Annotated in this window: 25 protein-coding genes; 12 read left to right on the forward strand and 13 right to left on the reverse strand. The window is 60.3% G+C overall.

What is annotated here, in order from left to right:
* Positions 1-105: 105 nt before the first annotated feature.
* Positions 106-780, forward strand: a complete 675-nt coding sequence (locus tag KGB23_RS26980; RefSeq protein ID WP_074879137.1) for a DNA-3-methyladenine glycosylase I — start codon at positions 106-108, stop codon at positions 778-780.
* A 107-nt stretch (positions 781-887) separates the two neighbouring features.
* Here KGB23_RS26980 and KGB23_RS26985 read toward each other — a convergent pair whose 3' ends face one another.
* Genes KGB23_RS26985 through arsC form a run of 3 tightly spaced genes read right to left on the reverse strand, consistent with a single transcriptional unit; the run spans position 888 to position 2261 of the window.
* A complete protein-coding gene (locus tag KGB23_RS26985; RefSeq protein ID WP_223433246.1) occupies positions 888-1313 on the reverse strand; it encodes a DUF2069 domain-containing protein in 426 nt (141 codons plus the stop codon).
* Between the two features lies 1 nt (position 1314).
* A complete protein-coding gene (wrbA, locus tag KGB23_RS26990; RefSeq protein ID WP_046046494.1) occupies positions 1315-1911 on the reverse strand; it encodes an NAD(P)H:quinone oxidoreductase in 597 nt (198 codons plus the stop codon).
* On the reverse strand, positions 1908-2261 hold the full coding sequence (gene arsC / locus KGB23_RS26995; protein WP_223433247.1) for an arsenate reductase (glutaredoxin): 354 nt from the start codon (positions 2259-2261) through the stop codon (positions 1908-1910). The genes wrbA and arsC overlap by 4 nt, the downstream gene beginning before the upstream one ends.
* A 114-nt stretch (positions 2262-2375) precedes the next feature.
* Between arsC and KGB23_RS27000 the strand changes: the two genes are divergently transcribed.
* Positions 2376-2843: a TlpA family protein disulfide reductase gene (locus tag KGB23_RS27000; RefSeq protein ID WP_223433248.1), complete on the forward strand. Its 468-nt coding sequence runs from the start codon at positions 2376-2378 to the stop codon at positions 2841-2843.
* Between the two features lie 108 nt (positions 2844-2951).
* Here KGB23_RS27000 and KGB23_RS27005 read toward each other — a convergent pair whose 3' ends face one another.
* The gene (locus KGB23_RS27005; protein WP_046046491.1) at positions 2952-3356 is read right to left on the reverse strand and encodes an META domain-containing protein; all 405 of its coding nucleotides are present in this window, start codon (positions 3354-3356) and stop codon (positions 2952-2954) included.
* Positions 3356-3790 carry a hypothetical protein gene (locus KGB23_RS27010; RefSeq protein WP_223433249.1) on the reverse strand — a complete coding sequence of 145 codons (435 nt, stop codon included), beginning with the start codon at positions 3788-3790 and terminating at the stop codon, positions 3356-3358. Before KGB23_RS27010 ends, KGB23_RS27005 begins: the two co-directional genes overlap by 1 nt.
* 134 nt (positions 3791-3924) lie before the next feature.
* On the opposite strand from KGB23_RS27010, the gene KGB23_RS27015 reads away from it, so the two are divergent.
* The gene (locus tag KGB23_RS27015; protein WP_095132438.1) at positions 3925-4320 is read left to right on the forward strand and encodes a hypothetical protein; all 396 of its coding nucleotides are present in this window, start codon (positions 3925-3927) and stop codon (positions 4318-4320) included.
* A 5-nt stretch (positions 4321-4325) separates the two neighbouring features.
* Here the strand turns inward: KGB23_RS27015 and KGB23_RS27020 are convergent, their stop codons facing one another.
* Positions 4326-5315, reverse strand: a complete 990-nt coding sequence (locus KGB23_RS27020) for a 2-hydroxyacid dehydrogenase (RefSeq protein WP_223433250.1) — start codon at positions 5313-5315, stop codon at positions 4326-4328.
* A 198-nt stretch (positions 5316-5513) separates the two neighbouring features.
* The gene (locus tag KGB23_RS27025) at positions 5514-8267 is read right to left on the reverse strand and encodes a response regulator (protein ID WP_223433251.1); all 2754 of its coding nucleotides are present in this window, start codon (positions 8265-8267) and stop codon (positions 5514-5516) included.
* 214 nt (positions 8268-8481) lie between these two features.
* On the opposite strand from KGB23_RS27025, the gene KGB23_RS27030 reads away from it, so the two are divergent.
* The 8 genes from KGB23_RS27030 to KGB23_RS27065 all read left to right on the forward strand — a co-directional run bounded on the left by KGB23_RS27030 (position 8482) and on the right by KGB23_RS27065 (position 17980).
* Complete coding sequence (locus tag KGB23_RS27030; RefSeq protein WP_223433252.1) at positions 8482-9204, forward strand: response regulator transcription factor; 723 nt, start codon at positions 8482-8484, stop codon at positions 9202-9204.
* Positions 9191-10621, forward strand: coding sequence for a sensor histidine kinase (locus KGB23_RS27035; protein WP_223433253.1), 1431 nt, complete (start codon positions 9191-9193; stop codon positions 10619-10621). Before KGB23_RS27030 ends, KGB23_RS27035 begins: the two co-directional genes overlap by 14 nt.
* A gap of 196 nt (positions 10622-10817) precedes the next feature.
* Positions 10818-11840, forward strand: coding sequence for a YhcG family protein (locus KGB23_RS27040; protein ID WP_223433254.1), 1023 nt, complete (start codon positions 10818-10820; stop codon positions 11838-11840).
* Between the two features lie 108 nt (positions 11841-11948).
* Entirely contained in the window at positions 11949-12851 is a 903-nt protein-coding gene (cysM, locus tag KGB23_RS27045; RefSeq protein ID WP_223433255.1) for a cysteine synthase CysM, read from the forward strand.
* Positions 12851-14203 carry a 23S rRNA (uracil(1939)-C(5))-methyltransferase RlmD gene (rlmD, locus tag KGB23_RS27050; protein ID WP_150657116.1) on the forward strand — a complete coding sequence of 451 codons (1353 nt, stop codon included), beginning with the start codon at positions 12851-12853 and terminating at the stop codon, positions 14201-14203. Before cysM ends, rlmD begins: the two co-directional genes overlap by 1 nt.
* A gap of 123 nt (positions 14204-14326) precedes the next feature.
* Positions 14327-16570: a GTP diphosphokinase gene (relA, locus tag KGB23_RS27055; protein WP_150657115.1), complete on the forward strand. Its 2244-nt coding sequence runs from the start codon at positions 14327-14329 to the stop codon at positions 16568-16570.
* A gap of 5 nt (positions 16571-16575) precedes the next feature.
* The gene (gene mazG / locus KGB23_RS27060) at positions 16576-17409 is read left to right on the forward strand and encodes a nucleoside triphosphate pyrophosphohydrolase (RefSeq protein ID WP_223433256.1); all 834 of its coding nucleotides are present in this window, start codon (positions 16576-16578) and stop codon (positions 17407-17409) included.
* A 28-nt stretch (positions 17410-17437) separates the two neighbouring features.
* Positions 17438-17980 carry a DUF2058 domain-containing protein gene (locus tag KGB23_RS27065; protein ID WP_111451715.1) on the forward strand — a complete coding sequence of 181 codons (543 nt, stop codon included), beginning with the start codon at positions 17438-17440 and terminating at the stop codon, positions 17978-17980.
* Between the two features lie 70 nt (positions 17981-18050).
* Here the strand turns inward: KGB23_RS27065 and KGB23_RS27070 are convergent, their stop codons facing one another.
* The 6 genes from KGB23_RS27070 to KGB23_RS27095 all read right to left on the reverse strand — a co-directional run bounded on the left by KGB23_RS27070 (position 18051) and on the right by KGB23_RS27095 (position 25591).
* Entirely contained in the window at positions 18051-18239 is a 189-nt protein-coding gene (locus KGB23_RS27070; protein WP_150657113.1) for a hypothetical protein, read from the reverse strand.
* A gap of 401 nt (positions 18240-18640) precedes the next feature.
* Positions 18641-19861 carry a beta-ketoacyl-ACP synthase I gene (gene fabB / locus KGB23_RS27075; protein ID WP_150657112.1) on the reverse strand — a complete coding sequence of 407 codons (1221 nt, stop codon included), beginning with the start codon at positions 19859-19861 and terminating at the stop codon, positions 18641-18643.
* Between the two features lie 11 nt (positions 19862-19872).
* Positions 19873-20388, reverse strand: a complete 516-nt coding sequence (gene fabA, locus KGB23_RS27080; protein WP_008148022.1) for a 3-hydroxyacyl-[acyl-carrier-protein] dehydratase FabA — start codon at positions 20386-20388, stop codon at positions 19873-19875.
* A 247-nt stretch (positions 20389-20635) separates the two neighbouring features.
* A complete protein-coding gene (locus KGB23_RS27085; protein ID WP_223433257.1) occupies positions 20636-22537 on the reverse strand; it encodes an ATP-binding protein in 1902 nt (633 codons plus the stop codon).
* Positions 22534-23466 (reverse strand): ABC transporter substrate-binding protein, encoded by a 933-nt coding sequence (locus KGB23_RS27090; protein ID WP_223433258.1) that lies wholly within the window; start codon positions 23464-23466, stop codon positions 22534-22536. Before KGB23_RS27090 ends, KGB23_RS27085 begins: the two co-directional genes overlap by 4 nt.
* Before the next feature lies 1 nt (position 23467).
* A complete protein-coding gene (locus KGB23_RS27095) occupies positions 23468-25591 on the reverse strand; it encodes a TonB-dependent receptor plug domain-containing protein (protein ID WP_223433259.1) in 2124 nt (707 codons plus the stop codon).
* Positions 25592-25787: 196 nt separating this feature from the next.
* Between KGB23_RS27095 and KGB23_RS27100 the strand changes: the two genes are divergently transcribed.
* The gene (locus KGB23_RS27100) at positions 25788-26813 is read left to right on the forward strand and encodes an NAD(P)H-dependent glycerol-3-phosphate dehydrogenase (RefSeq protein ID WP_150657108.1); all 1026 of its coding nucleotides are present in this window, start codon (positions 25788-25790) and stop codon (positions 26811-26813) included.
* Positions 26814-26824: the final 11 nt, after the last annotated feature.

Raw genomic sequence — 26824 nt, forward strand, 5'->3', positions numbered from 1 at the left:
GCTCGCGAATGCGTAGTGTCAGTCGACATCAATGTTGAATGACACTACGCATTCGCGAGCAAGCCCGCTCCCACAGGGTTTTCATTTCAATCCTCAGGAGAGGGCATGCGCGATTACAAGTGGCTGCACGAATACTGTCTGAACCGCTTCGGTTCAGCGGCTGAACTGGAAGCCCATCTGCCCGTTCCGAAAACCCCGGCGCAATTGCGCAAGATCAGCGACGACCGCTACCTCTCGACCATGGCGCTGCGCGTTTTCCGCGCCGGGCTCAAGCACAGCCTGGTGGACGCAAAATGGCCGGCGTTCGAAGAAGTGTTCTTCAAGTTCGACCCTGAGAAAGTCGTGCTGATGAGTGCCGAACACCTTGAGCGCTTGATGCAGGACGCGCGGATCATTCGTCACCTGGGCAAACTCAAGAGCGTGCCGCGCAACGCGCAGTTCATTCTGGATGTGGCGCATGAGAAGGGCAGCTTCGGCGCGTTGATCGCCGATTGGCCGGTCACGGATATCGTTGGGTTGTGGACCTACCTGAAAAAGCGCGGCCATCAATTGGGCGGGTTATCGGCACCGCGGTTCTTGCGCATGGTCGGCAAGGACACGTTTGTTCCGAGCTACGACGTGGTCGCGGCGTTGAATGCGCAGAAGATCGTCGACAAGGTGCCGACCAGTCTGCGGGATCTGGCCACGGTGCAGGGCGTGTTCAACCAGTGGCATGAAGAAAGTGGTGGGCGGCCGATGAGCCAGATATCGATGATGCTCGCCTACACGGTGAATCATTAACACCGAGTCGCGCCCTTCGCGAGCAAGCCCGCTCCCACATTCGAACGAGTTCTTTCAGGAGGAATGCGATCAAATGTGGGAGCGGGCTTGCTCGCGAAGGCGTCAGATCAGGCGATGCGAATCTCGCCCTCGCCAGCCAACTTGCGATTGAGCTGAAACCGCCACCGCACATACAACAGCGCCGAGCAGAACACCGCCAGGCTCGCGCCCATTTCCAGCAAGCCAAACAGCTGCCGGTTCGGGTCATACGCCGCTAATGCGCCCTTGATGAAATACAGGTTCACCACAAAACACATCCATGAATGCCCGCGCGCGCTGCCGATAATCATCCCCGGCGCCAGCAACAGCAGCGGCACCAGTTCGATCAGCAGAATCACCCACGGCCGGGCGCCGTGCAGGTCGGCGACCACCAGGTAGTAGGCGCACAACAAACCCACCAAACCGAAGTAGCACAGCAGGCTGATGACGCGCATCGCTCGGACTCGGGGTTCGAGCCATTCGATGGAGGGCAAAATCTTCGGCTTTTTGGCCACGTCAGTTCCCCAGTTTCTGTGCAGTCTTCGCCAAGCGCAGGCCCAAGGCCCGGCACAGCGCGACTTCATGTTCATTCAAGCCGCTTTTGCCATCGGCCCCGGCGTGATGACTGGCGCCGTAAGGCGTGCCGCCGCCACGGGTTTCCAGCAGGGCCGATTCGCTGTAAGGCAGGCCGGTGATCAGCATGCCGTGGTGCAGCAAGGGCAACATCATCGACAGCAGCGTGGTTTCCTGGCCGCCGTGCAGGCTCGCGGTGGAGGTGAAAACGCCAGCCGGCTTGCCCACCAGAGCGCCGGTCAGCCACAGGTTGCTGGTGCCGTCGAGGAAGTACTTGAGCGGCGCCGCCATGTTGCCGAACCGGGTCGGGCTGCCCATGGCCAGGCCTGCGCAGTTCTTCAAATCGTCGAGGCTGGCGTACAGCGCGCCTTCGTCCGGAATATCGGGCGACACGGCTTCGCACTCGGTGGAAATCGGCGGCACCGTGCGCAGGCGCGCTTCCATCCCGGACTGCTCGACGCCACGGGCAATCTGCCGGGCCATTTCATTGGTCGAGCCGCTGCGGCTGTAATACAGAACCAGAATGTACGGCGCACTCACGGCAGCAACTCCAGCACATTCTCCGGCGGACGGCCGATGATGGCTTTGTCGCCGACTTCGAGAATCGGTCGCTCCATGAGTTTCGGGTTGGCGGCGATGGCGGCGATCAATTGCGCCTCGCTCAAGCTGTTGTCGGCCAGGTTGAGGGTTTTGTACTCGTCCTCACCGGTGCGCAGCAGTTGCCGGGCGCTGATGCCGAGCTTTTTCAGCAGGCTCTGGATTTGCGCAGCGTCCAGCGGGGTGTCCAGGTAGCGGACCACCGTCGGGGTCAGGCCACGGGCTTCGAGCAGTTCGAGCGCACCGCGGGATTTCGAGCAGCGCGGGTTGTGATAAAGCGTCAGATCGGTCATGTGCGGTTCGCATCTTGCGTAAGGTGACGGCTATTCTAACTGTGCAGCGCGTAATCCAGAACCTTGGGAGGCGATGGGTCGCAGGCGCATTCAATTTTGAACAAGGAATACGACATGACTAGGCGACTGGCAGCGGCATTGGCGATCATCGGTACGTTATGGCTGGGGGGCTGTGGTAACGACTATGGCATCGACCAGAGCGGCCACAAAGTCGCCGCCGGACGTCTGGACAAACAATGGCTGGTACTCAATTACTGGGCTGAATGGTGCGGGCCGTGCCGGACCGAGATCCCGGAATTGAACACCCTGGCCGATCAGCTCAAGGGCAAGAAGATTGGTGTGTTCGGGGTCAACTTCGACAATGTGCAGGGTGAAGAGCTGAAAAGCGCCAGCGAGAAGCTGGGGATCAAGTTCACCGTGCTGGCTCAGGATCCGGCGGAGCTGTTCGAACTGCCACGCAGCGAGGCGTTGCCGGTGACTTACATCATCGATAACAAGGGCAAGGTAAGGGAGCAACTGATGGGGGAGCAGACGGCGGCGGGGGTGATGGCGAAGCTTGAGGCGTTGCAGGCGAAGAACTGAGTGCTCCTACCTGTGGCGAGGGGATTTATCCCCGTTGGACTGCGCAGCAGTCCCTTTTTTGGGGTCGCTACGCAACCCAACGGGGATAAATCCCCTCGCCACAATGGATCAACCCTCTTCAAGCCACCAACGCAACGGCTTGCCTTCGGCCGGCCAGAAGCGCATCTGGTCGATCGGCGAGATGTCCCAGCGCTGAACGTTTTCCAACGCCTGGAGGAAACGTTTTTCTTGCTCCATCAATGCCGGCGCACACAGTTTGCGCGTGCTGCCAACCTTGCCGAAGCTCAGCTTGTCGCCTTCCAGGGTGTACGGCGCGAACCAGTGGTTGCAGCCGCCGTTGCCGTAGGCCCGACCGTCTTCACCGAGGGTGACGGTCAGGTGGCTGTAATCCATCAACGGACGTTCGCCAATCCACTCCAGAATGTAGCTGCGATTGTGTTCAAGTTGCACCGGCTCGGCGGCGCAGCCCAGCAGGCTGGCGCCAACCATAGCGGTCAGAGCGAGGCGTTTCATCACGCGGGCTCCTGGCATTTCGGGCACTGGTGCTTCTCGCCGACCGTGGTCCAGCCCAGCTCGGCAATCCGCGCGGTGGCAGCAGGCTTTTCAGCCTTGTTGCCCAGCTTGGCGTCGACCGCGAACTCGAAGTTCAGCTCTTTGGCGCAGCTGTCGCAGTTGACTTTCCAGGTGTGGATCGCCAGTTCGCCGAACACCGGACCACTGGCCACCGCGACCCATTGGCCGGGCGGATTGATCAAGTGGCGAACCGTTTCGACGGTCAGGCGCATGGACAAGTCCTTGGCGCCTTTGAGGGTCACTACCAGCACGTCGTTGTTACGAATCGAGCCGCCGTTGCCGGTGACTTGATAACGCCCCGGCACAAGGGCGCGGCATTCGGTGAGGGTGTGTTGCGGGTTCATCAGGCTATAGCGGAAATCGTGTTCGACCATGGGTCCTCCAAATATGCGCGATATGCTAGCACGGGCATGAACGCAGCATGGCGCGGGCATGTTACCTTCGATCTGGTTCAAATCACCTGCCGAGTCATGGCACACTGCCGCTTTTGCATCTCTAAGGAATAGAAATGGCGTTGATCGAATGTTTTGAGTGCAAGCAACGCATCAGCTCCACGGCGCCTGCTTGCATTCATTGCGGTGCACCTGCGGTGGCAGTGCAAGCGGATACGTCGACGGCAACGCAGGAGCAGGCGCCTCTTTCTTTCGGGCGTTTACCGACCAATGAGAGGGTGCCCAGGGTGACCCCGGCCGCTTTCGGGCGCAAACGTAAAGCCGAAGTCGAGGCAGAGATCCCGGCACCGGTACCCGGCGGGTCGCGTCCGGTGGAACTCTGGCTGAAACTGATGATTTTCTTTCTGCCGCCGTTTTTTGTCTGGTTCCTGCTGCGTCGCGGGCATTCGCTGGGGCAGCGCTTGCTGGGCTTCGGCTGGCTGGCCCTGATGATTCTTTTGTCCAAGGCCTGAGCCGATCAGCTCTCGACCTGATTCTGTGGCGAACCGGCCGCCCAGGTCGCGATGTTCTGCAGGGTGGTCGCGGCAATCGCGCCCAAGGCTTCGCGGGTCAGGAAGGCCTGGTGAGCGGTGATGATCACGTTTGGAAAGGTCAGCAGCCGCGCCAGCACATCGTCCTGCAGCGGCAGGTCGGAGCGGTCCTCGAAGAACAGCTGCGCCTCCTCTTCATAAACATCCAGCCCCAGATAGCCCAATTGGCCGTCCTTTAACGCGTCGATCAGCGCCGGCGTGTCCACCAGACCACCGCGTCCGGTGTTGATCAGCATCGCACCCGCTTGCATGTGCGCCAGTGACTCGCGATTGATCAAGTGTTTGCTTTGTTCGTTGAGCGGGCAGTGCAGGCTGATGATCTGCGACTCGGCCAGCAGTTCCGGCAGGCTCAGGTAACGGGCACCGAGGGCTTCGACTTGCGGGTTGGGGAAGGGGTCGTACGCCAGCAATTGGCAGCCAAAGCCGTTCATGATTTTCGCGAAGGTCGCGCCGATCTGCCCGGTGCCGACCACGCCGACGGTCTTGCCCACCAGGTCGAAGCCGGTCAGCCCGTGCAGGCTGAAATCCCCTTCGCGCGTGCGGTTGTAGGCGCGGTGCAGGCGTCGGTTGAGCGCCAGGATCAGCGCCACCGCATGTTCCGCCACCGCGTGGGGCGAGTAGGCGGGGACGCGCACAATCGCCAGCCCCAGACGCTTTGCCACTGCCAGATCGACATGGTTGTAACCGGCCGAGCGCAGGGCGATCAGGCGTGTGCCGCCCGCGGCCAGGCGTTCGAGCACCGGCGCGCTGAGGTCATCATTAATGAAGGCACAGACCACTTCGTGATGCTCGGCCAGCGCCACCGTATCAAGGCTCAGTCGCGCTGATTGAAAGTGCAGTTCAATGCCGGCCGGTAGCTCGGCACTGAGAAAACTGTCGCGGTCGTAGGTCTGGCTGCTGAAAAGAATCGTGCGCATGCGGTCCTCCATTTGACTCGGTCACGCTTTATGTAGCAGCTGGCGAAGCCTGCGTTCGGCGACGCAGTCGTCGTAAAATCAGGCGCTGCGGTCTTTCAGGTAAACCGCGTTTGCCGGATTTACGACGACTGCGTCGCCGAACGCAGGCTTCGCCAGCTGCTACTTTAATGCTCGTCGCTGCCAGCTTTTTGCGTTACATCAAGCATTTATACGGGCATGGGCGGCCAGGCGATTGATGGCCCGGTCGAGGTCTTCCAGCGCGCTGGGGGCTTTGGGGTCCTGTTGCTTGAGCAGGGTTTCGCTGCGCTGGCAGGCGGCGCGCAGTTGCGGGACACCGCAATAACGGGTCGCGCCGTGCAGGCGATGGACGCGCTCGATCAGGGCGTTCTGGTCGTTGTTTTCCCGGGCGAAGCGAATCGCTTCACGGTCGGCTTCCAGCGATGCCAGCAGCATTGCCAGCATGTCCGCCGCGAGATCCGCCTTGCCGGCAGCCAGGCGCAAACCTTCTTCGTGATCGAGCACCTGTAATTCATGACCGCCACCGTGGCTGTCGCTGGAGCGCTCCGGCCCATGATTGCGCAGCGCCAGGCCGGTCCACTTCAGCACCACTTGGGCCAATTGCCGTTCGCTGATCGGTTTGGTCAGGTAGTCGTCCATGCCGCTTTGCAGCAGCGCGCGTTTTTCGTTGGCCATGGCGTGAGCGGTGAGGGCAACGATCGGCAGCGGCGTGCAATGCCGTTCACTTTCCCACTGGCGAATCGCTTCAGTGCTTTGACGCCCATCCATGCCGGGCATCTGAACGTCCATCAGCACCAGGTCGAAGGTTTCGGTCTGCACGGCCTTGACCGCTGCGTAACCGCTTTCCACCGCGAGGACTTTGGCGCCCATGTCTTCGAGCAGGGTTTGTACCAGCAGCAAGTTGGCCGGGTTGTCGTCGACACACAGCACTTTTGGCGCGCGGCTGGACACCGGTTCGCCGGGCTCGCTGCGGTGCTGACGCGGGTTGACCAGGTCGGACAAGGCCCGCCGCAGCTTGCGGGTGCAGGCCGGTTTGGCCTGGAGCTGGCTGTGCGGGTTGGGCACCGAGAGGTGGAACAGCGTCTGTTCGGTGGTCGGGCACAACACCAGCACCTTGCAGCCCAGGTGTTCGAGGTCCCAGATGTGCTGATTGAGGCGCTCTGGCGGCATGTCGTTGCTGGTGATGCCGAGCACCGCCAGGTCGATCGCCTGATCGGTCTGATGCGCGCCGGTCACGCCATTGGTCAGGCTTTCCAGCGTATTGAACGGGGTGACTTCGAGGCCGCAGTCTTCCAGTTGATGCTGCAATGCCTGACGGGCCAGTTCGTGGTTTTCCAGCACCGCCACCCGACGTCCGAGCAACGGCGGACCGGGCAGGTCTTCGGCATCGTCGCGGGTTTTGGGCAGGCTCAGGCTGATCCAGAATTCCGAACCTTCGCCGGGGGTACTGTCGACACCGATCTCGCCGCCCATCTGCTCGATCAGACGTTTGGAAATCACCAGCCCCAGGCCGGTGCCGCCCGGTTGCCGCGACAGCGAATTGTCGGCCTGGCTGAAGGCCTGGAACAAGGCGCGCACGTCCTGGTTCGACAGCCCGATGCCGGTGTCCTGAATGCTGATACGCAGTTGCACGCTGTCTTCGTGCTCTTCCTCGAGCATGGCCCGGGCGACGATGGTGCCTTCGCGGGTGAACTTGATCGCGTTGCTGACCAGGTTGGTGAGGATCTGCTTGAGCCGTAGCGGATCTCCCACCAGCGACAGCGGCGTATCGCGATAAACCAGACTCACCAGCTCCAGTTGCTTGGCGTGGGCGGCCGGGGCGAGGATGGTCAGCGTGTCCTGGAGCAGGTCGCGCAAGTTGAACGGAATATGGTCGAGCACCAGTTTGCCGGCCTCGATTTTCGAGAAGTCGAGAATCTCGTTGATGATCCCCAGCAAGCTGTCGGCGGACTTTTCGATGGTGCCCAGATAGTCGAGCTGGCGTGGGGTCAGCTCGCTTTTTTGCAGCAGATGGGTGAAGCCGAGAATGCCGTTGAGCGGCGTGCGGATTTCATGGCTCATGTTGGCCAGGAACTCGGATTTGATCCGGCTGGCTTCAAGGGCTTCCTTGCGCGCCAGGTCCAGTTCGATGTTCTGGATCTCGATGGTTTCCAGGTTCTGGCGCACGTCTTCGGTGGCCTGGTCGATGCTGTGCTGCAATTCTTCCTGCGCGTTCTGCAGGGTGCCGGCCATGCGGTTGATGCCGGACGCCAGTGTGTCCAGCTCCTGGCTGCCGAGGGGCGGCAGGCGGGTTTCCAGATGTCCGTCCTTGAGTTGCGCCACCGCTTGCTTGATCTGGCTCAGCGGCCGATTGATGCTCCGACCCATGCGCAACGCCAGCAACGCCGCGCCGGCCAGGCCTGCGCCGATCAGCAGCAGGCTGGCGAACAGGCTGCGGTAACCGCGCAGCAGCATGCCGTTATGGGACAGTTCAAGTTCGACCCAGCCCAGCAGGCGGTCGGCTTCGTCGGGAATCAAGTCACCGGCCAGATTGCGGTGCTTGCCGAACACCGGCAGCAAATAACGCGTCGCGTCATTGCCGCTGCGGCGCAGCATCTGCGAACTGTTGCCGATCGGCGCCTGATTGAGCATGGTCGGGCCGGCATGGGCCAACAGGGCGCGGTCGGGCGCGAGGAACGATACGGCGCGCACGTCCGGTTGTTCGAGGGATTGGGTGGCAATGCGTTCCAAAAGCTCGGTGTTCTTGTGGCCCATGGCCGGGGCCACCAGGGGCGCCAGTTGTTCGGCGATCATTTCGCCACGCTGCATGAGCTGGGTTTGCAGGTCGGATTGCTGCATCCAGGTGAAATAGCCGCCCAGAACCAAGGCCATCAGGCTGGTCGGCAACAGGGTCAGCAATAACACGCGGCCTTTAATTCCCAGTTTCTTGAGCACGCATCTCTCCTGCATCCAGCTATTTAATGACCTGCACGTACGTCCAGCACGCGCCACCTGCGCAGTGTAGCGATTTGCAGGCGGGCAATCTTCGTAAAATTGATGTCGGCATTCGTCGGCTGGATCGCCACTTTTACCTCACGGGCAAACCTTGTGTTGCCCGCAGCGAGGCAATCTTGAATAATCGCCAACTGAGAATTATTTGCAGATACTCATGACTCCCATCACCGCTGGCCATCCTCGTATCCTGTCTATAGAAGACGACCTCGTGCTCGGTGCTTATGTTCATGAGCACCTGGGACGTTGCGGTTTTCAGGTAACCTGGTGCCAGAACGGTCTGGAAGGCTTGACCATCGCCCGCCAGCAAGCCTTCGATGTGGTGCTGATGGATATTCTGCTGCCGGGCCTGGACGGGTTGAATGTACTGACGCAATTGCGCCAGAGCCATTCCACCCCGGTGGTGCTGATGTCGGCGCTCGGTGCCGAGGCGGATCGCATCAGTGGTTTTCGGCTGGGCGCTGATGATTACCTGCCCAAACCCTTCAGCATGGTCGAGTTGCGGGTGCGCATCGAAGCGATCCTGAGGCGTGTCGCGCTCGACCGCCGGCCAGCGCCGGCACCGATTGCCCCTTCGGCGGACAGCCTGCGTTTCGACGATGAATGCTGTGATGTCTTTTATGGCGAACCCGCTGCCGGCCTGACCCGCAGTGAGTTCCGGTTGCTGGAAACGCTGAATCGCAATGGCGATGAAGTCCTGAGCAAAGCCTTCCTTTATCAGCATGTATTGCAGCGCGGTTATGCGCCCCATGACCGCAGCCTCGACATGCACATCAGCCAGATCCGTCGCAAGCTCAAGGCCGTCGGTTATCTCGAGCGCGAAGTGCGCACGGTGTGGGGCAAGGGTTACGTATTGAGTGCTGTCGATGAAGTGGACTGACCTGCCGGGCAGGCATTCGCTGTTCTGGAAACTGGCGTGTTTGTTGGTGGCGTTCTGTCTGCTGATGATCTGGCTCAGTTGGTCCTGGGGGCGCTACATGGAACAGAAAAACCTGTTCCTGTCCGACGAGGCACGGGGCACGCTGATGCGCTACGCCGCCGAGGCCGAGCAGGCGTGGAATCAGCGCCAGAGTGCAGGCGTCGATGCCTGGTTGCGGAGCGTCGGCCATCGCGAGTCGACATGGGTCGGTGTGATTGGCGGCGATTTGCAGTCATTGAGCAGTTACCCGCTGACGGAAAAAGAAACCCGGCGCCTGACCTTTTTACGCGGTCTGGATTGGCCGACGAGTCGCCATACCAAAGGTTTGCCGTGGTTGAGAGTGCCTTTTCCCAACGATCCGTCCGCTGGCAGTCTGGTGATCGAACTGCCCCGACGTTTCGTGCCTGGGCAATACCGGGTGTTCTGGCGGGTGATCACCAACGGGGTGATTCCCGGTCTATTCACCTTGCTACTGTGCGTCGGTCTGTATCGGTTGCTGGTGGTGCCTTTGAACAGTCTGCGCGAACAGGCCAATGCCTGGCGTGCCGACCAGTTGAACGTGCGGTTGTCGAGCCGCATCACCAATCGCCCGGATGAGCTGGGTGAACTGGGCCGGGCCTTCGATCACATGTCCGAGCGCCTGCAAAGCACGGTGGCCCTGCAACAACAACTGCTGCGCGACCTGTCCCACGAATTGCGCACGCCACTGAGTCGCCTGCGGGTGGCCAGCGAAAGTGAGCAGGGGTTGACGCAATTGCGCGAGCGCATTGGCCGAGAGGTCGATGGCATGCAGCGTCTGGTGGAAGACACCCTGCAACTGGCCTGGCTCGACACCGAACGCACTCGATTGCCCGACGAATCGATCCAGATTCAGGCGTTGTGGGACATGCTCACGGAAAATGCCTGCTATGAAAGTGGCTGGCCGGCGAGCCAGTTGCGGTGTGCGGTGGATTCGTCCTGCTGGGTGCGCGGTAATCTCAACACGTTGGCTCAAGCGCTGGAAAACATCCTGCGCAACGCCATTCGTCATTCACCGCAGGGCGGCGTTGTGCGTCTTGGTGGACAGCGCGATGGCGACTTCTGGCATTTGTGGCTGGAGGATGAGGGCGGCGGGGTGGCTGAGGCGGATCTTGAGCGGATCTTCTCGCCGTTCATTCGGCTCGACGGTTCGCGGCCGGGGGATGGTGGGTTCGGGTTGGGGTTGAGCATTGCGAGGAATGCGGTGCAGCGGCAGGGCGGGAGTCTTTGGGCTGAGAACACTGAGGCCGGGTTGCGACTGAATATGCGGTTGGTGGCTGATATTGATGGTGTGAGTGATGACGCTATCGCGAGCAAGCTCGCTCCCACAGTGGAGGTGTGTCAGCCACAAATGGTGTGATCAGCCCCTAATTCTGTGGGAGCGAGCCGGCTCCGGGCGGCGTTCCGACGAAGAGGCCCTCCCTTACACCACTGTTCTGATTTTGCCGGAGCGTTCCCGTTATTTTGTACGACCTTTCCTAAAGGGTATTGCCGACACCTTAAGCCTGACTTGACGGAATAGACTCGCGTTTTTCCTCGTCCTCCAGGAGTTCGGCATGAATGCATCCAGCGTCCCCGGCAACGCAGCCGACGACCGTTTCAATGAAGTGCTTGCGCTGATTCACAGTGCCAAGCACCAGGCCATGCAGACGGTGAATACCCAGTTGATCGAGCTGTATTGGCAGGTGGGTGCTTACATCAGTCGCAAGCTGGAAAAAGCCGAATGGGGCGATTCTGTGGTCAGCCAACTGGCTGAACATCTGGCTCAGACTCAACCAGGGTTGCGCGGCTTTACCCGGTCGAACTTGTTTCGCATGCGCCAGTTCTATGAGACTTATCACGCTGAAGAGAAAGTCGCACCACTGGTGCGACAATTGTCCTGGTCGCACAACCTGATCATTTTCAGCCAGAGTAAACGGCCGGAAGAGCGGGAGTTCTACGTCCGTTTAGCAGTTCAGGAGAAATGGTCGAAGCGCGAACTAGAGCGTCAGTTCAAGACCGCACTGTTCGAACGAAGCGTGACCCAACCAGCAAAAATCTCAGCAGTGCTGAGACAAGCCCACCCGGCAGCGCTTGAGATATTCCGCGATGCCTACATGCTCGAGTTTCTCGACCTGCCGGGTGGCCATGCCGAAACTGACCTGCATAAAGGGTTGATGGCGCGCCTCAAAGAATTCTTGAGCGAGCTCGGCCGCGATTTCTGCTTTGTCGGTTCCGAGTATCCGCTTCAAGTGGGTGGGTGTGATTTCGCCCTCGATCTGCTGTTCTTCCACCGTGGCCTTAATTGTCTTGTAGCCATTGAGCTTAAGGTCGGTCGTTTTAAACCGGAGTATTTGGGCAAGCTGAACTTCTATCTGGAAGCGCTGGATCGCAAGGAGCGCAAACCCCACGAAAATCCCGCCATTGGTGTGTTGCTATGTGCCAGCAAGGATGACGAGGTGGTCGAGTACGCCCTTAACCGCAGCCTGTCGCCAGCGTTGATCGCTGAATATCAGGTGCAGCTACCGGACAAACAGTTGTTGCAGGCCAAGTTGCATGAGTTCTATGCATTGAATGTCGCGCAAGGCGAAGAGTACTGATTCAGCCGCTTATTCCGATAAACCATAAGCACCGTACTTTGCGTGATATGGCCAGCGAAGGTTTGCCGGTATGATAGGCGCCCCCGCAGTCTGGATTGCGAATACGCCATGACCTTGCAGTACCCAACCATCGCCGATTGCGTCGGCAACACTCCGCTGGTCCGTTTGCAGCGCCTGCCTGGCGCCACCAGCAATACCCTTTTGCTCAAGCTCGAAGGGAATAACCCGGCGGGTTCGGTCAAGGACCGTCCGGCGCTGTCGATGATCACCCGCGCTGAATTGCGCGGGCAGATCCACGTCGGCGATACGCTGATCGAAGCGACCTCGGGTAACACCGGGATCGCCCTGGCGATGGCCGCCGCGATCAAGGGTTACAAGATGATCCTGATCATGCCCGACAGCTCCAGTGCCGAGCGCAAGGCAGCGATGACTGCCTATGGCGCCGAGTTGATTCTGGTCAGCCAGGAAGAAGGCATGGAAGGTGCCCGCGACCTCGCCGACCGGATGCAGGCCGAAGGCCGCGGCAAGGTGCTGGATCAGTTCGCCAATGGGGACAACCCGGAAGCGCACTACACCACCACCGGCCCGGAAATCTGGCGTCAGACCGAAGGCACCATCACCCATTTCGTCAGTTCCATGGGCACCACCGGTACCATCATGGGCGTCTCGCGCTACTTGAAAGAGCAGAACGAGAGCGTGCAGATCATCGGTCTGCAACCGATGGAAGGCTCGGCGATTCCGGGCATCCGTCGCTGGCCGCAGGAATACCTGCCGAAGATCTACCAGGCCGAGCGCGTGGACCGGATCGTCGACATGGCGCAAAGCGAAGCCGAGGACGTGACCCGTCGTCTGGCCCGCGAAGAAGGCATCTTCTGCGGCGTGTCCTCGGGCGGTGCGGTGGCAGCGATGCTGCGTCTGTCCAAAGAAGTTGAAAACGCGGTGATCGTCGCGATCATCTGCGACCGTGGCGACCGTTACTTGTCGACCGGCATTTTCGACGCGCCCAACTGATGGCCAAGCAAGAGAGAGGCCTGCGCTTCCAGCCCACCGGCGGCAGCAAGGCCCCGCAAATTCCGACCGGCAAAAAGCAGCGCTTGAGTATTGAGCGCCTGGCTAATGACGGTCGCGGTATCGCGTTTTTTGAAGGTCGCACCTGGTTCGTCATCGGCGCATTGGCCGGTGAAGAAGTCGAAGCGCGTGTGTTGGGCGCCCACGGCAAAGTGGTCGAGGCGCGCACCGAACGGGTGTTCCAGGCCAGCGAACTGCGCCGCCCGGCACCGTGTCCGCATGCCGGTCGCTGTGGCGGTTGTAGCGTGCAACATCTGCCGCACAACGAACAACTCGCCCTGAAACAGCGCATGCTCGCCGAGCAATTGTCGAAGGTCGCCGGTGTCGAACCCGAAGAGTGGGCCGCGCCGTTGAGCGGTCCGGAATTCGGTTACCGGCGTCGCGCCCGAGTGGCGGTGCGCTGGGACATGAAGGCGAAAAAACTCGAAGTCGGTTTCCGCGCCGCTGGCAGTCAGGACATCGTTGCGATCAACGAATGCACGGTGCTGGTACAACCCTTGCAGCCGATCATGACCCGCTTGCCGGAAATGCTTCGGCGCTTGAGTAAACCTCAGGCGCTGGGGCATGTGGAATTGTTCAGTGGTTCGTCGTTGGCGGTGTTGTTGCGGCACATGGCGCCGCTGTCCGACGCCGACATGACGATCCTCAAGGATTTCTGCGCGTTCCATGAAGCCCAATTGTGGCTGCACGGTGACGGCGAACCGCAACCGGTCGAGGCTGACCAGTCGTTGGGTTATCGGCTTGAGCAGTGGGATTTGAACCTGGCGTACCGTCCGGGGGATTTCATCCAGGTCAACGCCGGGGTCAACGAAGCGATGATCGCTCAAGCGCTGGAGTGGCTGAAGCCGACGGCGGATGAACGAGTTCTCGATCTATTCTGTGGTTTGGGTAACTTTGCCTTGCCGCTGGCCAAGGTCGTTCGCGAAGTGGTGGCGGTGGAAGGTGTGCAGGCGATGGTCGAGCGAGCAGCCGCAAACGCTGCTAGCAACAATCTTCATAATGCGAAGTTTTTTCAGGCCGATTTATCCCAGCCTTTGGCCGATGCCGAATGGGCGCGCGAAGGCTTTTGTGCGGTACTCTTGGACCCACCGCGTGACGGTGCTTTCGAGGCAGTGCGCAAGCTGGCGTCCCTGGGCGCCAAACGGTTGGTGTATGTGTCGTGCAATCCGGCAACGCTGGCGCGCGATACGGTCGAATTGATCAAGCAGGGCTACCGGTTAAAACGTGCCGGGATTCTCGATATGTTTCCTCAGACGGCACATGTCGAGGCCATGGCGTTATTTGAAGCGAGCTAGGACGGCTCGTCTGGTCCGACTGGCCCGCCCGTGCAGCCGCGTACCGGCCCTGATGTGGGCGCACGGGCAACGAAGGTCAGCGATTTGACGCATTGAATCTGCGTCGTAGGGAAGGTAAGCAAGATGGTACAGGTGAGAGCACACCAGCCGATCAACACCGACGGCAGTATCAATCTCGAGGCTTGGCTCGATCACGCGGTCAGTGTCGATCCGGCACTGGATCGCGAAGCCTTGAAGGAAGCCTGCGAGTTCGCTCGACAGGCCGAACAGCAAGCCAATGCGGCGAAAAACCTATGGTCTGAAGGGACCTCGAGTTTCCGCACGGGCCTTGAGATCGCCGAGATTCTCGCCGATCTCAAACTCGATCAGGATTCATTGGTTGCCGCGATCCTGTATCGCGGCGTGCGCGAAGGCCAGATTGAATTGCCGGCGGTCAGCCAGCGCTTCGGTCCGGTGGTCGCCAAACTCATCGACGGCGTGTTGCGCATGGCGGCGATCAGCGCCAGCCTCAGCCCCCGTCAATCCCTGGTGCTGGGCACGCAGGGCCAGGTCGAAAACCTGCGCAAGATGCTGGTTGCCATGGTCGACGACGTTCGCGTTGCGCTGATCAAACTGGCCGAACGCACCTGTGCGATCCGTGCGGTGAAAACCGCCGATGACGAAAAACGCAACCGCGTTGCCCGTGAAGTCTTCGACATCTACGCGCCTTTGGCTCACCGTCTCGGTATCGGTCACATCAAGTGGGAACTGGAGGACTTGTCCTTCCGTTACCTTGAGCCCGATCAGTACAAACAGATTGCCAAGTTGCTGCATGAGCGGCGTCTGGATCGCGAGCGCTTTATCGCTGACGTGATGAGCCAACTGAAGAATGAGCTGACCGCGACCGGCGTCGATGCCGACATCAGCGGCCGGGCCAAACACATCTATTCGATCTGGCGCAAAATGCAGCGCAAGGGTCTGGAATTCAGCCAGATCTACGACGTGCGCGCGGTTCGCGTGCTGGTGCCGGAAATGCGCGACTGCTACACCGCGCTCGGTATCGTCCACACCCTGTGGCGGCACATCCCGAAAGAATTCGACGACTACATCGCCAACCCTAAAGAGAACGGCTACCGCTCGCTGCACACCGCGGTGATCGGCCCTGAGGGCAAGGTGCTGGAAGTGCAGATCCGCACCCACGCCATGCACGAAGAAGCCGAGCTGGGTGTTTGCGCGCACTGGCGCTACAAGGGCACCGACGTCAAATCCGGCTCCAACCACTACGAAGAAAAAATCTCCTGGCTGCGTCAGGTCCTCGAGTGGCATGAAGAATTGGGTGACATCGGCGGCCTGGCTGAACAACTGCGGGTCGATATCGAACCGGACCGGGTCTACATCTTCACCCCGGACGGTCACGCCATCGACTTGCCGAAGGGCGCGACGCCGCTGGACTTCGCCTACCGCGTGCACACCGAAATCGGTCACAACTGTCGTGGCGCCAAGATCAACGGGCGCATCGTGCCGCTCAACTACAGCCTGCAAACCGGTGAACAGGTCGAGATCATCACCAGCAAGCACGGCACCCCGAGCCGCGACTGGCTGAACCCGAACCTGGGTTACATCACCACCTCGCGGGCACGGGCGAAGATCGTTCACTGGTTCAAATTGCAGGCGCGCGATCAGAACGTCGCCGCCGGTAAAACCTTGCTCGAGCGCGAACTCAACCGCCTCGGTCTGCCAGCGGTAGATTTCGACAAGCTGGCCGAAAAGGCCAACATGAAAACCGCCGAGGACATGTTCGCCGCGTTGGGCGCAGGCGATTTGCGTCTGGCACAACTGGTGAACCTGGCGCAGCAACTGGTCGAGCCGGAGCGCGGCAACGAACAGCTGGAACTGATTCCACGCAAGGCCACCGGTTACAAACCGGGCAAGCGCGGCGATATCCAGATCCAGGGCGTCGGCAACCTGATGACCCAGATGGCCGGCTGCTGCCAGCCGCTGCCGGGGGATGCGATTGTCGGTTACATCACCGTGGGTCGCGGCGTGAGTATTCACCGTCAGGACTGCGCCTCGGTGCTGCAACTGGGCGGGCGCGAGCCCGAGCGGATCATCCAGGTCAGCTGGGGCCCGGTGCCGGTGCTCACCTATCCGGTGGACATCATCATCCGCGCCTACGACCGGTCCGGTCTGCTGCGTGACGTTTCGCAAGTGTTGCTCAACGAGCGGATCAACGTGCTGGCGGTCAACACCCGCTCGAACAAAGAGGACAACACCGCGTTGATGTCCCTGACCATCGAGATTCCGGGGCTGGATGCACTGGGGCGGTTGCTGGGGCGGATTTCCCAGTTGCCAAACATCATCGAAACCCGCCGTAACCGGACGCCGTGAAACCGATGTACAGCCTTGAAGACTTGCTGCACCTGATGAGCCGTCTGCGCGATCCGCAGTTCGGCTGCCCGTGGGACATCAAGCAAACCTACGAAACCATCGTCCCTCACACGCTGGAAGAAGCCTACGAAGTCGCCGACGCCATCGAGCGCGGTGACTTCGATCACTTGCAGGGTGAGTTGGGGGATTTGCTGTTCCAGGTGGTTTATTACAGCCAGCTGGCACGGGAAGAAGGGCGCTTCGAATTTGCCGGTGTCATCGACAGCATCACTCGCAAGCTGATCCGCCGTCATCCTCACGTTTTTCCTACCGGTGATCTGTATGCGCCGCTGGATGTTCCGCGTCTGAATGAAGATCAGGTCAAGCAGCGCTGGGAAGAGATCAAGGCTGAAGAACGGGCGGAGAAATCATCCACGCCAACGCAGCTGTCCTTGCTCGACGACGTGCCCGCAGCACTGCCGGCATTGTCCCGTTCGGCGAAGTTGCAGAAGCGCGCGGGGCAGGTCGGTTTCGACTGGCCTGACGCCTTGCCGGTGCTCGACAAAGTGCGCGAAGAACTTGATGAAGTGCTCGAAGCCATGGCCGACAATGACTCGGTAGCGATTGCCGATGAAGTCGGTGATCTGTTGTTTTCCGTGGTCAATCTGGCGCGTCATCTCACGGTCGATCCCGAAACTGCACTGCGTGGCGCCAACAGCAAGTTCGAAAGACGTTTCCGTTTTATCGAACAGGCATTGCGCGACACCCACCGTCCCATAGAAGATTGCACCCTCGAAGAGTTGGACGCCTTGTGGGGCGAAGCCAAACGTCAGGAAAAGAATTTGCCCAGCTGCGGTTGAGCAGTTGCCTAAGTGAGTAATAAGCACCATGAGCATTTCCCTTCGCGACCAGTTGCTCAAAGCAGGGCTGGTCAACCAGAAGCAGGCCAAACAGGTCGGCAAAGAGAAGCAGAAACAGCAGCGTCTGGCCCACAAAGGTCAGATTGAACTCGATGACTCGCAGCAGCGGGCGGCTCAGGAAGCCATGGCCGAGAAGGTCAAGCGCGATCAGGAGCTGAACCGTCAGCAACAGGAGAAGGCCGAAGCCAAGGCTCGCGCGGCTCAGGTCAAACAGTTGATCGAAGTCTCGCGTCTGCCGAAGCTGACGACCGAGGACTACTACAACTTCGTCGACGACAAGAAGGTCAAGCGCATCTGCGTCAACACGCTGATGCGCAACAAGCTCAGCAGCGGTTCGCTGGCGATCGTGCACCACGCCGGCGGTTATGAAGTGATCCCCCGTGAGGCGGCCCTGAAGATCCAGGAGCGCGATCCACAGCGTATCGTGCAGATGAACGTGAAGACCGAAGAAGTCGCTGTCGAAGACGATCCGTACGCGGCCTATCAGATCCCCGACGATCTGATGTGGTAAGCCGTTAAAGGCTGCAACAACGACAAACCCCGCTCATGGCGGGGTTTGTCGTTTTCAATGCTGTCATTGCTTATGCGGATTGGAGCTCTCGTTGCTGCTCCAGTTTTTCCAGTTCGACCTTGTAGCTGTGGGCATCGGTTTCGGAATGGAACATCCCCACCAGCATGTCTTGTTGGTGCACGTCCCAGATCCGGATACCGGCGGCTACGCCTTCGTGGGACTTATGTGAATCGTCGCGTTCAGTTACTTTTACAGTCATCTGCTAGCTCCAATCTCTGTTATCTGCAGCAAGGCGTGTGCAGGACTCCGTTATATGTTTGGTTAGCCTGCTAAGTAAACGACTGAGTTAGGTAACGGACTTTTGCGAGTTTGGTAAAAGTCCTGCAGCCCGCTAAACACGCGACATTCGGTCGCAGGCGCCTGAGTTTCATGACAAAAGCTTCATGTTTGCATTGAAGAAAATGTCTGGCTTCACACAAAACCTGTGGGAGTGAGCCTGCTCGCGATAGCGGTTTTATTCATACAGAAATGTTGAATGTGATGCCGCCTTCGCGAGCAAGCCCGCTCTCACAAGGTCAGCGGTGTTCTCCATTATTCAGGCGAAAAAAACGCCCCGAACCAGTCGGGGCGTTTTTATGTGCTGCGTAGCGGGGCCAGGTATTACTTACCGGCCCAGCGCTTCAGTACCAGCGTGGCGTTGGTGCCACCGAAGCCGAAGCTGTTGCTCATCACGGTGTTGATGGTGGCGTCTTCACGAGTCTTGGTCAGGATCGGCATGTCAGCCACTTCCGGGTCCAGTTCCTCGATGTTGGCGGAACCCGCCATGAAGTTGCCTTCCATCATCAGCAGGCAGTAGATCGCTTCGTGAACGCCAGCGGCGCCCAGGGAGTGACCCGACAGGCTCTTGGTGGAGCTGATGGCCGGTGCCTTGTCGCCGAACACTGCACGCACGCCTTCCATTTCCTTGGAGTCGCCGACCGGAGTCGAGGTGCCGTGGGTGTTCAGGTAGTCGATCGGAGTGTCGACGGTGGACATGGCCATCTGCATGCAGCGGATGGCGCCTTCGCCGCTTGGAGCGACCATGTCGTAGCCGTCGGAGGTCGCGCCGTAGCCAACGATTTCCGCGTAGATCTTCGCGCCGCGGGCCAGAGCGTGTTCCAGCTCTTCGACCACGACCATGCCGCCACCGCCAGCGATGACGAAACCATCACGGTTTTTGTCATAGGCACGCGAGGCTTTTTCCGGGGTTTCGTTGTACTGGCTGGACAGGGCGCCCATGGCGTCGAACAGGAACGATTGGCTCCAATGCTCTTCTTCACCACCACCGGCGAAGACGATGTCCTGCTTGCCCAACTGGATCTGCTCCACAGCGGTACCGATGCAGTGAGCACTGGTGGCGCAGGCGGAAGAGATCGAGTAGTTCACACCCTTGATCTTGAACGGCGTGGCCAGGCAGGCCGAAACGGTGCTGCCCATGGTCCGCGTGACGCGGTACGGACCGACGCGCTTGACGCCTTTCTCGCGCAGGATGTCCAGCGCTTCCATCTGGTTCAAGGTCGACGCGCCACCGGAGCCGGCGATCAGGCCGGTACGCACGTTGGAGACTTGCTCATCGGTCAGACCGGAGTCGGCGATGGCATCTTTCATGGCCAGGTAGGCGTAAGCCGCCGCGTGGCCGACGAAGCGAAAGATCTTGCGATCGATCAGCTCTTCGAGGGGAAGGTCAATGGAGCCGGAAACCTGGCTACGCAGACCCATTTCGGCATATTCCGGGTTGAACCGGATGCCAGGGCGGCTTGCACGCAGGTTAGCGGAGACGGTCTCTTTGTCATTGCCCAGGCACGAAACGATGCCCAGACCAGTGATAACGACGCGGCGCATGCGGATAACCCTTAGAAGTTGTCAGTGGAGGTGAAAACGCCGACCCGAAGGCCTTCGGCGGTGTAGATCTCGCGGCCGTCGACGCTGACCGAACCATCGGCGATGGCCAGGTTCAGCTTGCCCTTCAGTACGCGCTTGATCTGAATGTTATAGGTTACTTTCTTGGCGGTCGGCAGAACCTGACCGAAGAATTTCACTTCGCCCGAACCCAGGGCGCGACCGCGGCCCGGCAGACCTTGCCAGCCGAGGAAGAAACCGACCAGTTGCCACATGGCGTCGAGGCCCAGGCAGCCTGGCATCACCGGATCACCTTCGAAGTGGCAGGCGAAGAACCACAGGTCCGGAGTGATATCCAGCTCGGCGACCAATTCACCCTTGCCGTACTTGCCACCCTCGGCGCTGATATGGGTGATGCGATCCACCATCAACATGTTCGGGGCGGGTAGTTGTGCGTTACCTGGGCCGAACAGCTCACCGCGACTGCAGCGCAGCAGGTCTTCCCGAGTAAAGGCGTTTTGTTGGGTCATGCGAGCTCCTCAATAGTCCCATGCGGCAGGTGGGGCAAATCTTCCCGGCCGATCGAAGCGTTCATGCCTCGAATCAGCAGCCTACTCATAGACTATTGCGTTGTGGTGAAAGTCACAGCACCAAGGACATGAATGTACACTTGTGCACTGAAATTATTATTCAAGCCCCTTTTCGGGCCTGTTCGGGTGCCTAAGACTGCCGCACTTTCGCCTTTCACGCCAGTCGCAGATAGCCGAAAGGCCTGCACTACTGCACCCAGCGCTGCAGAATTTGCTGCAAATCTGTGCGTTTGAAGGGCTTGGCCAGGTAATCGTTCATTCCCGCCGATAAACAGGCTTCGCGGTCTCCCTGCAAGGCGTTGGCGGTCAGCGCGATGATTGGCAAGTCTGTGCAGCCGGGTAATTGGCGAATCTGTCGGGTGGCCTCGTAGCCGTCGATGATCGGTAGCCTGCAGTCCATCAGAATCGCTTCGAAAATCAGACTCTCGGCACTGCGTACTGCCTGGGCACCATCGGTGGCGACGCTGACAGTAAAGCCCAGACTGCGCAACATTGCTTCGATGACCGTCTGATTGACCGGATTGTCTTCCACCAGCAACACGTTGCGCCCTTCGCCATCACCGGTGCGGGTCGGTGTGCGCGCCGCCCGCACCGGCAGCGTCTGTTTATAGAGCGCCAGCGGGATTTCCAGGGTGAACACCGAGCCGCGACCTTCCTCGCTCTGGGCGCGCAACGTGCCGCCCATGCGTTCAGCCAGCGTGCGAGCAATCGGCAGGCCCAGCCCCGTGCCACCGTATCGCCTCGAAATAGAACTGTCGGCCTGCTGGAAGGCGTTGAACATCAATTCCAGGCTTTCAGCCGAGATACCAATCCCGCTGTCGCGCACCGTGCAGGTGAACCACAGCAGTTCGTGATCCAGCGACTGCCATTGCGGTTCGATGCTGACGCGGCCCTGTTCGGTGAATTTCAGCGCATTGCCGATCAGGTTGACCAGGATCTGCCGGATCCGCGTGGGGTCGCCCTGAACCTGCAACGCGCGCATGTCCTCCGGAATCGACAGCGCCAGGTCGAGCCCGCGTTGCACCGCGCTGTGCGAGAACGACTGGGCGCAACTGCCGATCAGGTCCGCGAGGTTGAACGGAATGTGCTCCAGCTCCAGTTCCGAACGCTCGATGCGCGAGAAATCAAGAATGTCGTTGATGACTTTGAGCAGGTGTTCGGTGGACTCCGAGGCGAGCGCCGCGTATTCGACCTGCTCCTCGGTCATCTCGGTGGTTTCCAGCAGTTGCAGCATACCCAGCACGCCATTCATCGGCGTGCGCAGTTCGTGGCTCATCATCGCAAGGAAATCGGATTTGGCGTTGTTGGCCTTTTCCGCTTCCTCGCGAGTCTGAATCAACTGCGCCATCGCTTGATGCTGTTCGCGACTGGCTTGTTCGAGCCCGTTGGCGAGGTTGTTGATGTGTTGCGACAGCGCGCCCAGTTCAGTGTCGTCGACGATCGGCAGCGGCGTTTTGTAGTCGCCGTCCTGAATCGCCTTGACCGCGTTGCCGATGTCGCGGATCGGTTGCGACAGGCTGCCGGCCAGTCGCCGGGCGACCAGAAAAGTAAACAACAGGGCGAACAGCGCCAGGATCCCGGCCTTGAGCAGGATTTCCTGCTGACGCTGGCTGAAGGCGTCATTGGACAGGCCGACGATCACCCGACCCAGATAATCCTCGCCGGGTGCCGTGTTGGCGACGCGGCTGCCCTGCAGGAAATCATTGTGCAACTGGATTCGTTGCAGCCGCACCGGGGCCTGGAACACTTCGACCTGGTGTGAGCGGTTGTGGGTTTCCGACGGTTGCTCGACGTACACCAGAATCCGGTTGGCGCTGTCCTGGACTTCCAGAAAACGCACATTGGGCGTGGCCAGGGTGGCCTTGAGCAAACTGTCGAGCACCTCGTTGTTGCCCGAGATCACCCCGTATTCGGTGGCTGGCGCCAGTTGGTTAGCGATCAGTTGCCCAGTGTGATTGAGCTCCTGACGCAGGTCCTGGATCCGCACGAAGGTGAAGAAGCTGATCAACAGCAACGTCAGCAACAGGGCAGGGCCGAGGCTGATAATTTGTGTGCGGGTGTTGATGTCCCAACGGCGACGGAAGGTCATGGGCGATTTTCTCCTTCGGCCAACTGTGTTGCGACAGACGCTTCGTTCATCTGTTCAATACCTAATGAACGAGCCACTTGCGGGTTGCTTAAGACTTTGAAGCGTTGCGGGTAGTGCGTGCGTGGCCACGTGGCCGGTGGCCGGTCGAGCAGTTCGTCGAGTATCGCCAGCCAGTCGCTCTGATCGCTGTAGGTGCTGGCCAGGCTCCCGGCCCTGACGAACCCGGCGTTAGGGCCGATCAGCGCCAATTGCCGTGCATAGCTGCTGAGCAACAGGTTTTTCGCGGTTTTCGGGTTGTACAGATCGGGGTCGTCGAGGCCCAGCAACACGTCGCTGTTTTTCAGCAACGTCTGCAACGGCCGGCTGTCGTTGGTGTTATCCCAGCGCTCGGTGACAACTTCAAGGCCCAGGGCGTGGGCGGCCTGATGCAATTCTTTCAAAAGGAATTCGCTGTGGCTGTCGAAGAGCACGCCGACCCGTTTGGCCTGAGGCAGCAGCAGTCGGGTCAGACGCAATTGTCGGTCCAGGGGCGGATCGCTCCAGAGCAGACTGAGGTGCGGGGGCAGGGTGGCCCCCAGATGCTGACGGGCTTGCAGGCGGCTGATGCGCAGCACGAGCGTCGCCGGGCCCTGGGCGTCTTGCAGGCGCCAGTCGAGGCTCGGCAGGTCGAGCAGAATCAAACGGGTGCCGGCGGGCAGTTTGCCTGGTGCCGGCAGGCTGGCCAGCGGCTGGAAGCGCACGTTATCGGCAGGCCGCAAAGCGCTCAGGGCCTGAGTGAAGGATTGCATGCCCGGGCTGTCCTCGGCGCCGGTCAGCAAAATGTCCGCGGCGCTGACCTCCAGGCTGCTCAGCAGCCCGGCAAACACCAGGCACAACCCGGACAGCAGGCGGCCAAGGATCGGCGTCTTGCGTGACGGGCGATACAGCATCTTAAAACGTCAGCTCCGCGCTGAAGTAAAGCACCCGGCGCTCGTCGTAGTTGTTGTCGACGAAGGTCGTGGGCTGGCTGTCGAGGCGTTGCTGGAGCACACCGGCCAGTTCCAGGCTGGCCTTGCCCAGGCCGATGCGTTTGGCGATGCGCGTGTCGACCCGTTCGAAGCGGTAGCCGTTCAGGGCATCGTCACCATAGTAGAAGAGCGCGCTGTTCCAGCCGTGGCCCCAGTTGCGCAGCCAACCGGCGGAACCGCTGTTTCTGGCAGTTTGTTGTGCATCCAGCGGGTTGCTCGCCTCGGCATCGACGTAGGCATAGGTCAGGCGCAGGCGATCGGCGCTGCTGATTCGCCAGTCGAGCTGGGTTTCTGCCCCGGAGAAGCGCGCGCTGTTTGAGTTGCTGGCGATGTACTGATTGTTGCGCAGCGGTTCGCTGATCATCCCGGTGATTTCGTCGTAGAACAGCTTCACATCAACCGCCAGCCCGACTTCGGCAAAGTAGCCGTTGTAGCCCAGCTCCCGGGAGCGCATGTGTTCCTGTTCGAGGTCGCCAGGGCCACGGGTCTTGACGAAATAACGGGCACTGGACTGGCCATAGGCGCTGGGTCGCAGGTTCTTTACCTGATAGCTCCAGTTGACGTTGTTCTCGAACATGTCCGGCGAGCGGATGGCTTCCGAGTACACCGCCCGCAGGCCATGGCGCGGGTTGATCAGGTAGTTGACCGCCACCCGCGGGGTGAGCGAACTGCCGATCAATTGCGTGTCTTCGAACATTGCGCCGCCCTGCAGCAACCAATGCTCTGTGGCGCGCCACTCGAGCTGGCCGAACGCCCGCCAGGTGGTGTCGTCGAGGGTGCCATTGAAGTAGGTCTCGGAATCTGCCCGGTCGTAACGATAGTTCATGCCGCTGACCAGTCGCAGACTGTCGGACAGGCTGAGCGTGTCTTGCAATTCAAGGTCGTAGCGCGATTCCCGGGTGCTCTGGTCAATATCGCCACAGAGGGTTTGCCGGGCGCCGTTTCGCCATTGGTCCAGCACTTGATTGGCCAGTGCGCGTTGGGCCGGGTCACCTGCGGGTGCGCCGGGGCCGGTGTAGCGCTCCATGTTGCGCGCCAGGCGTTCGGTGTAATTCGGGTTGAGCTGCCAGAGTTCGGTCAACTGCGGGCTGAACGAGACCTCGGCATCGCAGGCACGCCAGGTCTGCTGACGATCCCAGTGCTGCGCCGAACCCTGAATGTAAAGGCTGTGATCGGGATTGATGTCGAGGTTCCAGCGCAGCGAGCCGGCGTAGTCCTTGGCGATGACGTCGGAATTGTTCCCGGCATCGGTAATCCCCGAGAAGACCGGGCGGTAGGTATACGGACGCTGGTTGCTCCCGTCCTTGGCATTCAATTGCCAGTCGATGCTCTGGTTTTCAGTGAGCGTCTGGCTGACGGCGAGGTTGAAGCGGTTCAAGCGGCGGCTGTCGCGGTAGTCGGCGCCGTTACGGTCCGAGTCGAAGCCATCGTCTTGCTGGCCGGAGAGTGACAGGCGCAGGTCGCCGCCGTCCCAGCCCATGCCCTGGCTGGCGTAAAAGTCGTCGATGCCGCGCTGCCCACGGGTGACTTTCATCCGCGTGCCATGGCTGTCGGCCGGGTTGCGCGTGATGATGTTGACCACCGCCATCAGCGCATTGGCGCCATAGCTGACGGTGTTCGGGCCGCGAAAAACCTCGATGTGTTCGATGTCTTCCAGGGCCACCGGAATGTCACTCCAGTCCACCGTGGCCAGGCCTGCGCGGTACACCGAGCGGCCATCGATCAAGACTTGCATGCGTCGCGCTTCGGTCGCATTGGTGCCGTGATAGTTCACCGCCGCCTGGTTGCCGTTGATGTTGCCGACCATCATTCCCGGCACCAATCGCAGCAACTCACTGATGTCCCTGGCGCCACTGGCGTTGATCAGTTCGCTGTCGATCACCGTCATGCTCCCCGGTACTGCGGCCGGCGACTGCTTGAGTCGCGTCGCGGTCAATACTTGCGGCAGCGGCTCGCTGTCGAGGAACAAGTCGTCGGCAAGCAATGGCGAGCTGAAAATCAGCGCCAGTACCAGCGGCGAGCGAGGTGAAGGGGAGCCAAACGACACAACACATCCTTGATAGCGAACAATTGGCGCGCATGTTAACCGAGCGCAATGACTTTTCCAGTCACGTTGTGGGCATTTTCCTCGGTTTTCTTGGTCTTCTTCCTACAAGTACCGGTAATTGATACGGGGGCTGGCCGCCACTGGGCCGCTCCGTATAATGCCGTCATCGCCACTGGTATGGATTAACGGATTGCATATGACTGAACAGCGCCCAATTGCGGTCCTGGGAGGCGGAAGTTTTGGTACCGCCGTGGCTAATCTGCTGGCCGAGAACGGGCATCAGGTCCGGCTGTGGATGCGTGACCCCGAGCAGGCCGAGGCCATTCGGGTCAATCGCGAGAACCCGCGTTACCTCAAAGGCATCAAGATTCTGCCGGCCGTGGAAGCGGTCACCGACCTGCTGGCCACTCTGCAAGCCTGCGACTTGTGCTTCGTCGCACTGCCGTCCAGCGCGCTGCGCTCGGTATTGATGCCGCACGCCGAACGTTTGAGCGGCAAGTTGCTGGTGAGCCTGACCAAAGGCATCGAGGCCCACACCTTCAAACTGATGAGCGAAATCCTCGAAGAGATCGCCCCACAAGCGCGCATCGGCGTGCTGTCCGGGCCGAATCTGGCCCGTGAAATCGCCGAACACGCGCTGACCGCCACGGTGGTCGCCAGCGAAGACGAAGAACTCTGCCAACGGGTCCAGGAGGCGTTGCACGGCCGGACCTTTCGCGTGTACGCCAGCGCCGACCGCTTCGGCGTGGAGTTGGGCGGCGCGTTGAAAAACGTTTATGCGATCATCGCCGGCATGGCGGTGGCGTTGGGCATGGGTGAAAACACCAAGAGCATGTTGATCACCCGGGCGCTGGCGGAAATGACCCGCTTTGCGGTGAATCAGGGCGCCAACCCGATGACCTTCCTCGGTTTGGCGGGCGTCGGCGATTTGATCGTCACCTGCTCGTCGCCGAAAAGCCGTAACTACCAGGTCGGATTCGCCCTCGGCCAGGGCTTGAACCTGGAAGATGCAGTGACGCGCCTGGGCGAAGTCGCCGAAGGGGTGAACACCCTCAAGGTACTCAAGACCAAGGCTCAGGAGGTGGGCGTGTACATGCCGCTGGTCGCCGGCCTGCATGCCATCCTGTTCGAAGGGCGCACGCTGGAGCAGGTAATCGGTCTATTGATGCGTGCCGAGCCGAAAACCGACGTCGACTTTATTTCCACCAGCGGTTTCAACTGAGCACTCAATTG

Source organism: Pseudomonas sp. GL-B-26 (assembly GCF_019947405.1).
Taxonomy (GTDB): Bacteria; Pseudomonadota; Gammaproteobacteria; order Pseudomonadales; family Pseudomonadaceae; genus Aquipseudomonas.

Bases quoted from the DNA above. Each gene is read 5' to 3' on its own strand.
- KGB23_RS27000 (WP_223433248.1), top strand. From the start codon at position 2,376: ATGACTAGGCGACTGGCAGCGGCATTGGCGATCATCGGTACGTTATGG.
- relA (WP_150657115.1), top strand. From the start codon at position 14,327: ATGGTACAGGTGAGAGCACACCAGCCGATCAACACCGACGGCAGTATC.
- KGB23_RS27015 (WP_095132438.1), top strand. From the start codon at position 3,925: ATGGCGTTGATCGAATGTTTTGAGTGCAAGCAACGCATCAGCTCCACG.
- mazG (WP_223433256.1), top strand. From the start codon at position 16,576: ATGTACAGCCTTGAAGACTTGCTGCACCTGATGAGCCGTCTGCGCGAT.
- KGB23_RS27040 (WP_223433254.1), top strand. From the start codon at position 10,818: ATGAATGCATCCAGCGTCCCCGGCAACGCAGCCGACGACCGTTTCAAT.
- KGB23_RS27020 (WP_223433250.1), bottom strand. From the start codon at position 5,315: ATGCGCACGATTCTTTTCAGCAGCCAGACCTACGACCGCGACAGTTTT.
- KGB23_RS27035 (WP_223433253.1), top strand. From the start codon at position 9,191: ATGAAGTGGACTGACCTGCCGGGCAGGCATTCGCTGTTCTGGAAACTG.
- arsC (WP_223433247.1), bottom strand. From the start codon at position 2,261: ATGACCGATCTGACGCTTTATCACAACCCGCGCTGCTCGAAATCCCGC.
- KGB23_RS27100 (WP_150657108.1), top strand. From the start codon at position 25,788: ATGACTGAACAGCGCCCAATTGCGGTCCTGGGAGGCGGAAGTTTTGGT.
- rlmD (WP_150657116.1), top strand. From the start codon at position 12,851: ATGGCCAAGCAAGAGAGAGGCCTGCGCTTCCAGCCCACCGGCGGCAGC.
- KGB23_RS27070 (WP_150657113.1), bottom strand. From the start codon at position 18,239: ATGACTGTAAAAGTAACTGAACGCGACGATTCACATAAGTCCCACGAA.
- cysM (WP_223433255.1), top strand. From the start codon at position 11,949: ATGACCTTGCAGTACCCAACCATCGCCGATTGCGTCGGCAACACTCCG.
- KGB23_RS27030 (WP_223433252.1), top strand. From the start codon at position 8,482: ATGACTCCCATCACCGCTGGCCATCCTCGTATCCTGTCTATAGAAGAC.
- KGB23_RS26980 (WP_074879137.1), top strand. From the start codon at position 106: ATGCGCGATTACAAGTGGCTGCACGAATACTGTCTGAACCGCTTCGGT.
- fabB (WP_150657112.1), bottom strand. From the start codon at position 19,861: ATGCGCCGCGTCGTTATCACTGGTCTGGGCATCGTTTCGTGCCTGGGC.
- KGB23_RS27010 (WP_223433249.1), bottom strand. From the start codon at position 3,790: ATGGTCGAACACGATTTCCGCTATAGCCTGATGAACCCGCAACACACC.
- KGB23_RS27065 (WP_111451715.1), top strand. From the start codon at position 17,438: ATGAGCATTTCCCTTCGCGACCAGTTGCTCAAAGCAGGGCTGGTCAAC.
- KGB23_RS27090 (WP_223433258.1), bottom strand. From the start codon at position 23,466: ATGCTGTATCGCCCGTCACGCAAGACGCCGATCCTTGGCCGCCTGCTG.
- KGB23_RS27005 (WP_046046491.1), bottom strand. From the start codon at position 3,356: ATGAAACGCCTCGCTCTGACCGCTATGGTTGGCGCCAGCCTGCTGGGC.
- KGB23_RS27085 (WP_223433257.1), bottom strand. From the start codon at position 22,537: ATGACCTTCCGTCGCCGTTGGGACATCAACACCCGCACACAAATTATC.
- fabA (WP_008148022.1), bottom strand. From the start codon at position 20,388: ATGACCCAACAAAACGCCTTTACTCGGGAAGACCTGCTGCGCTGCAGT.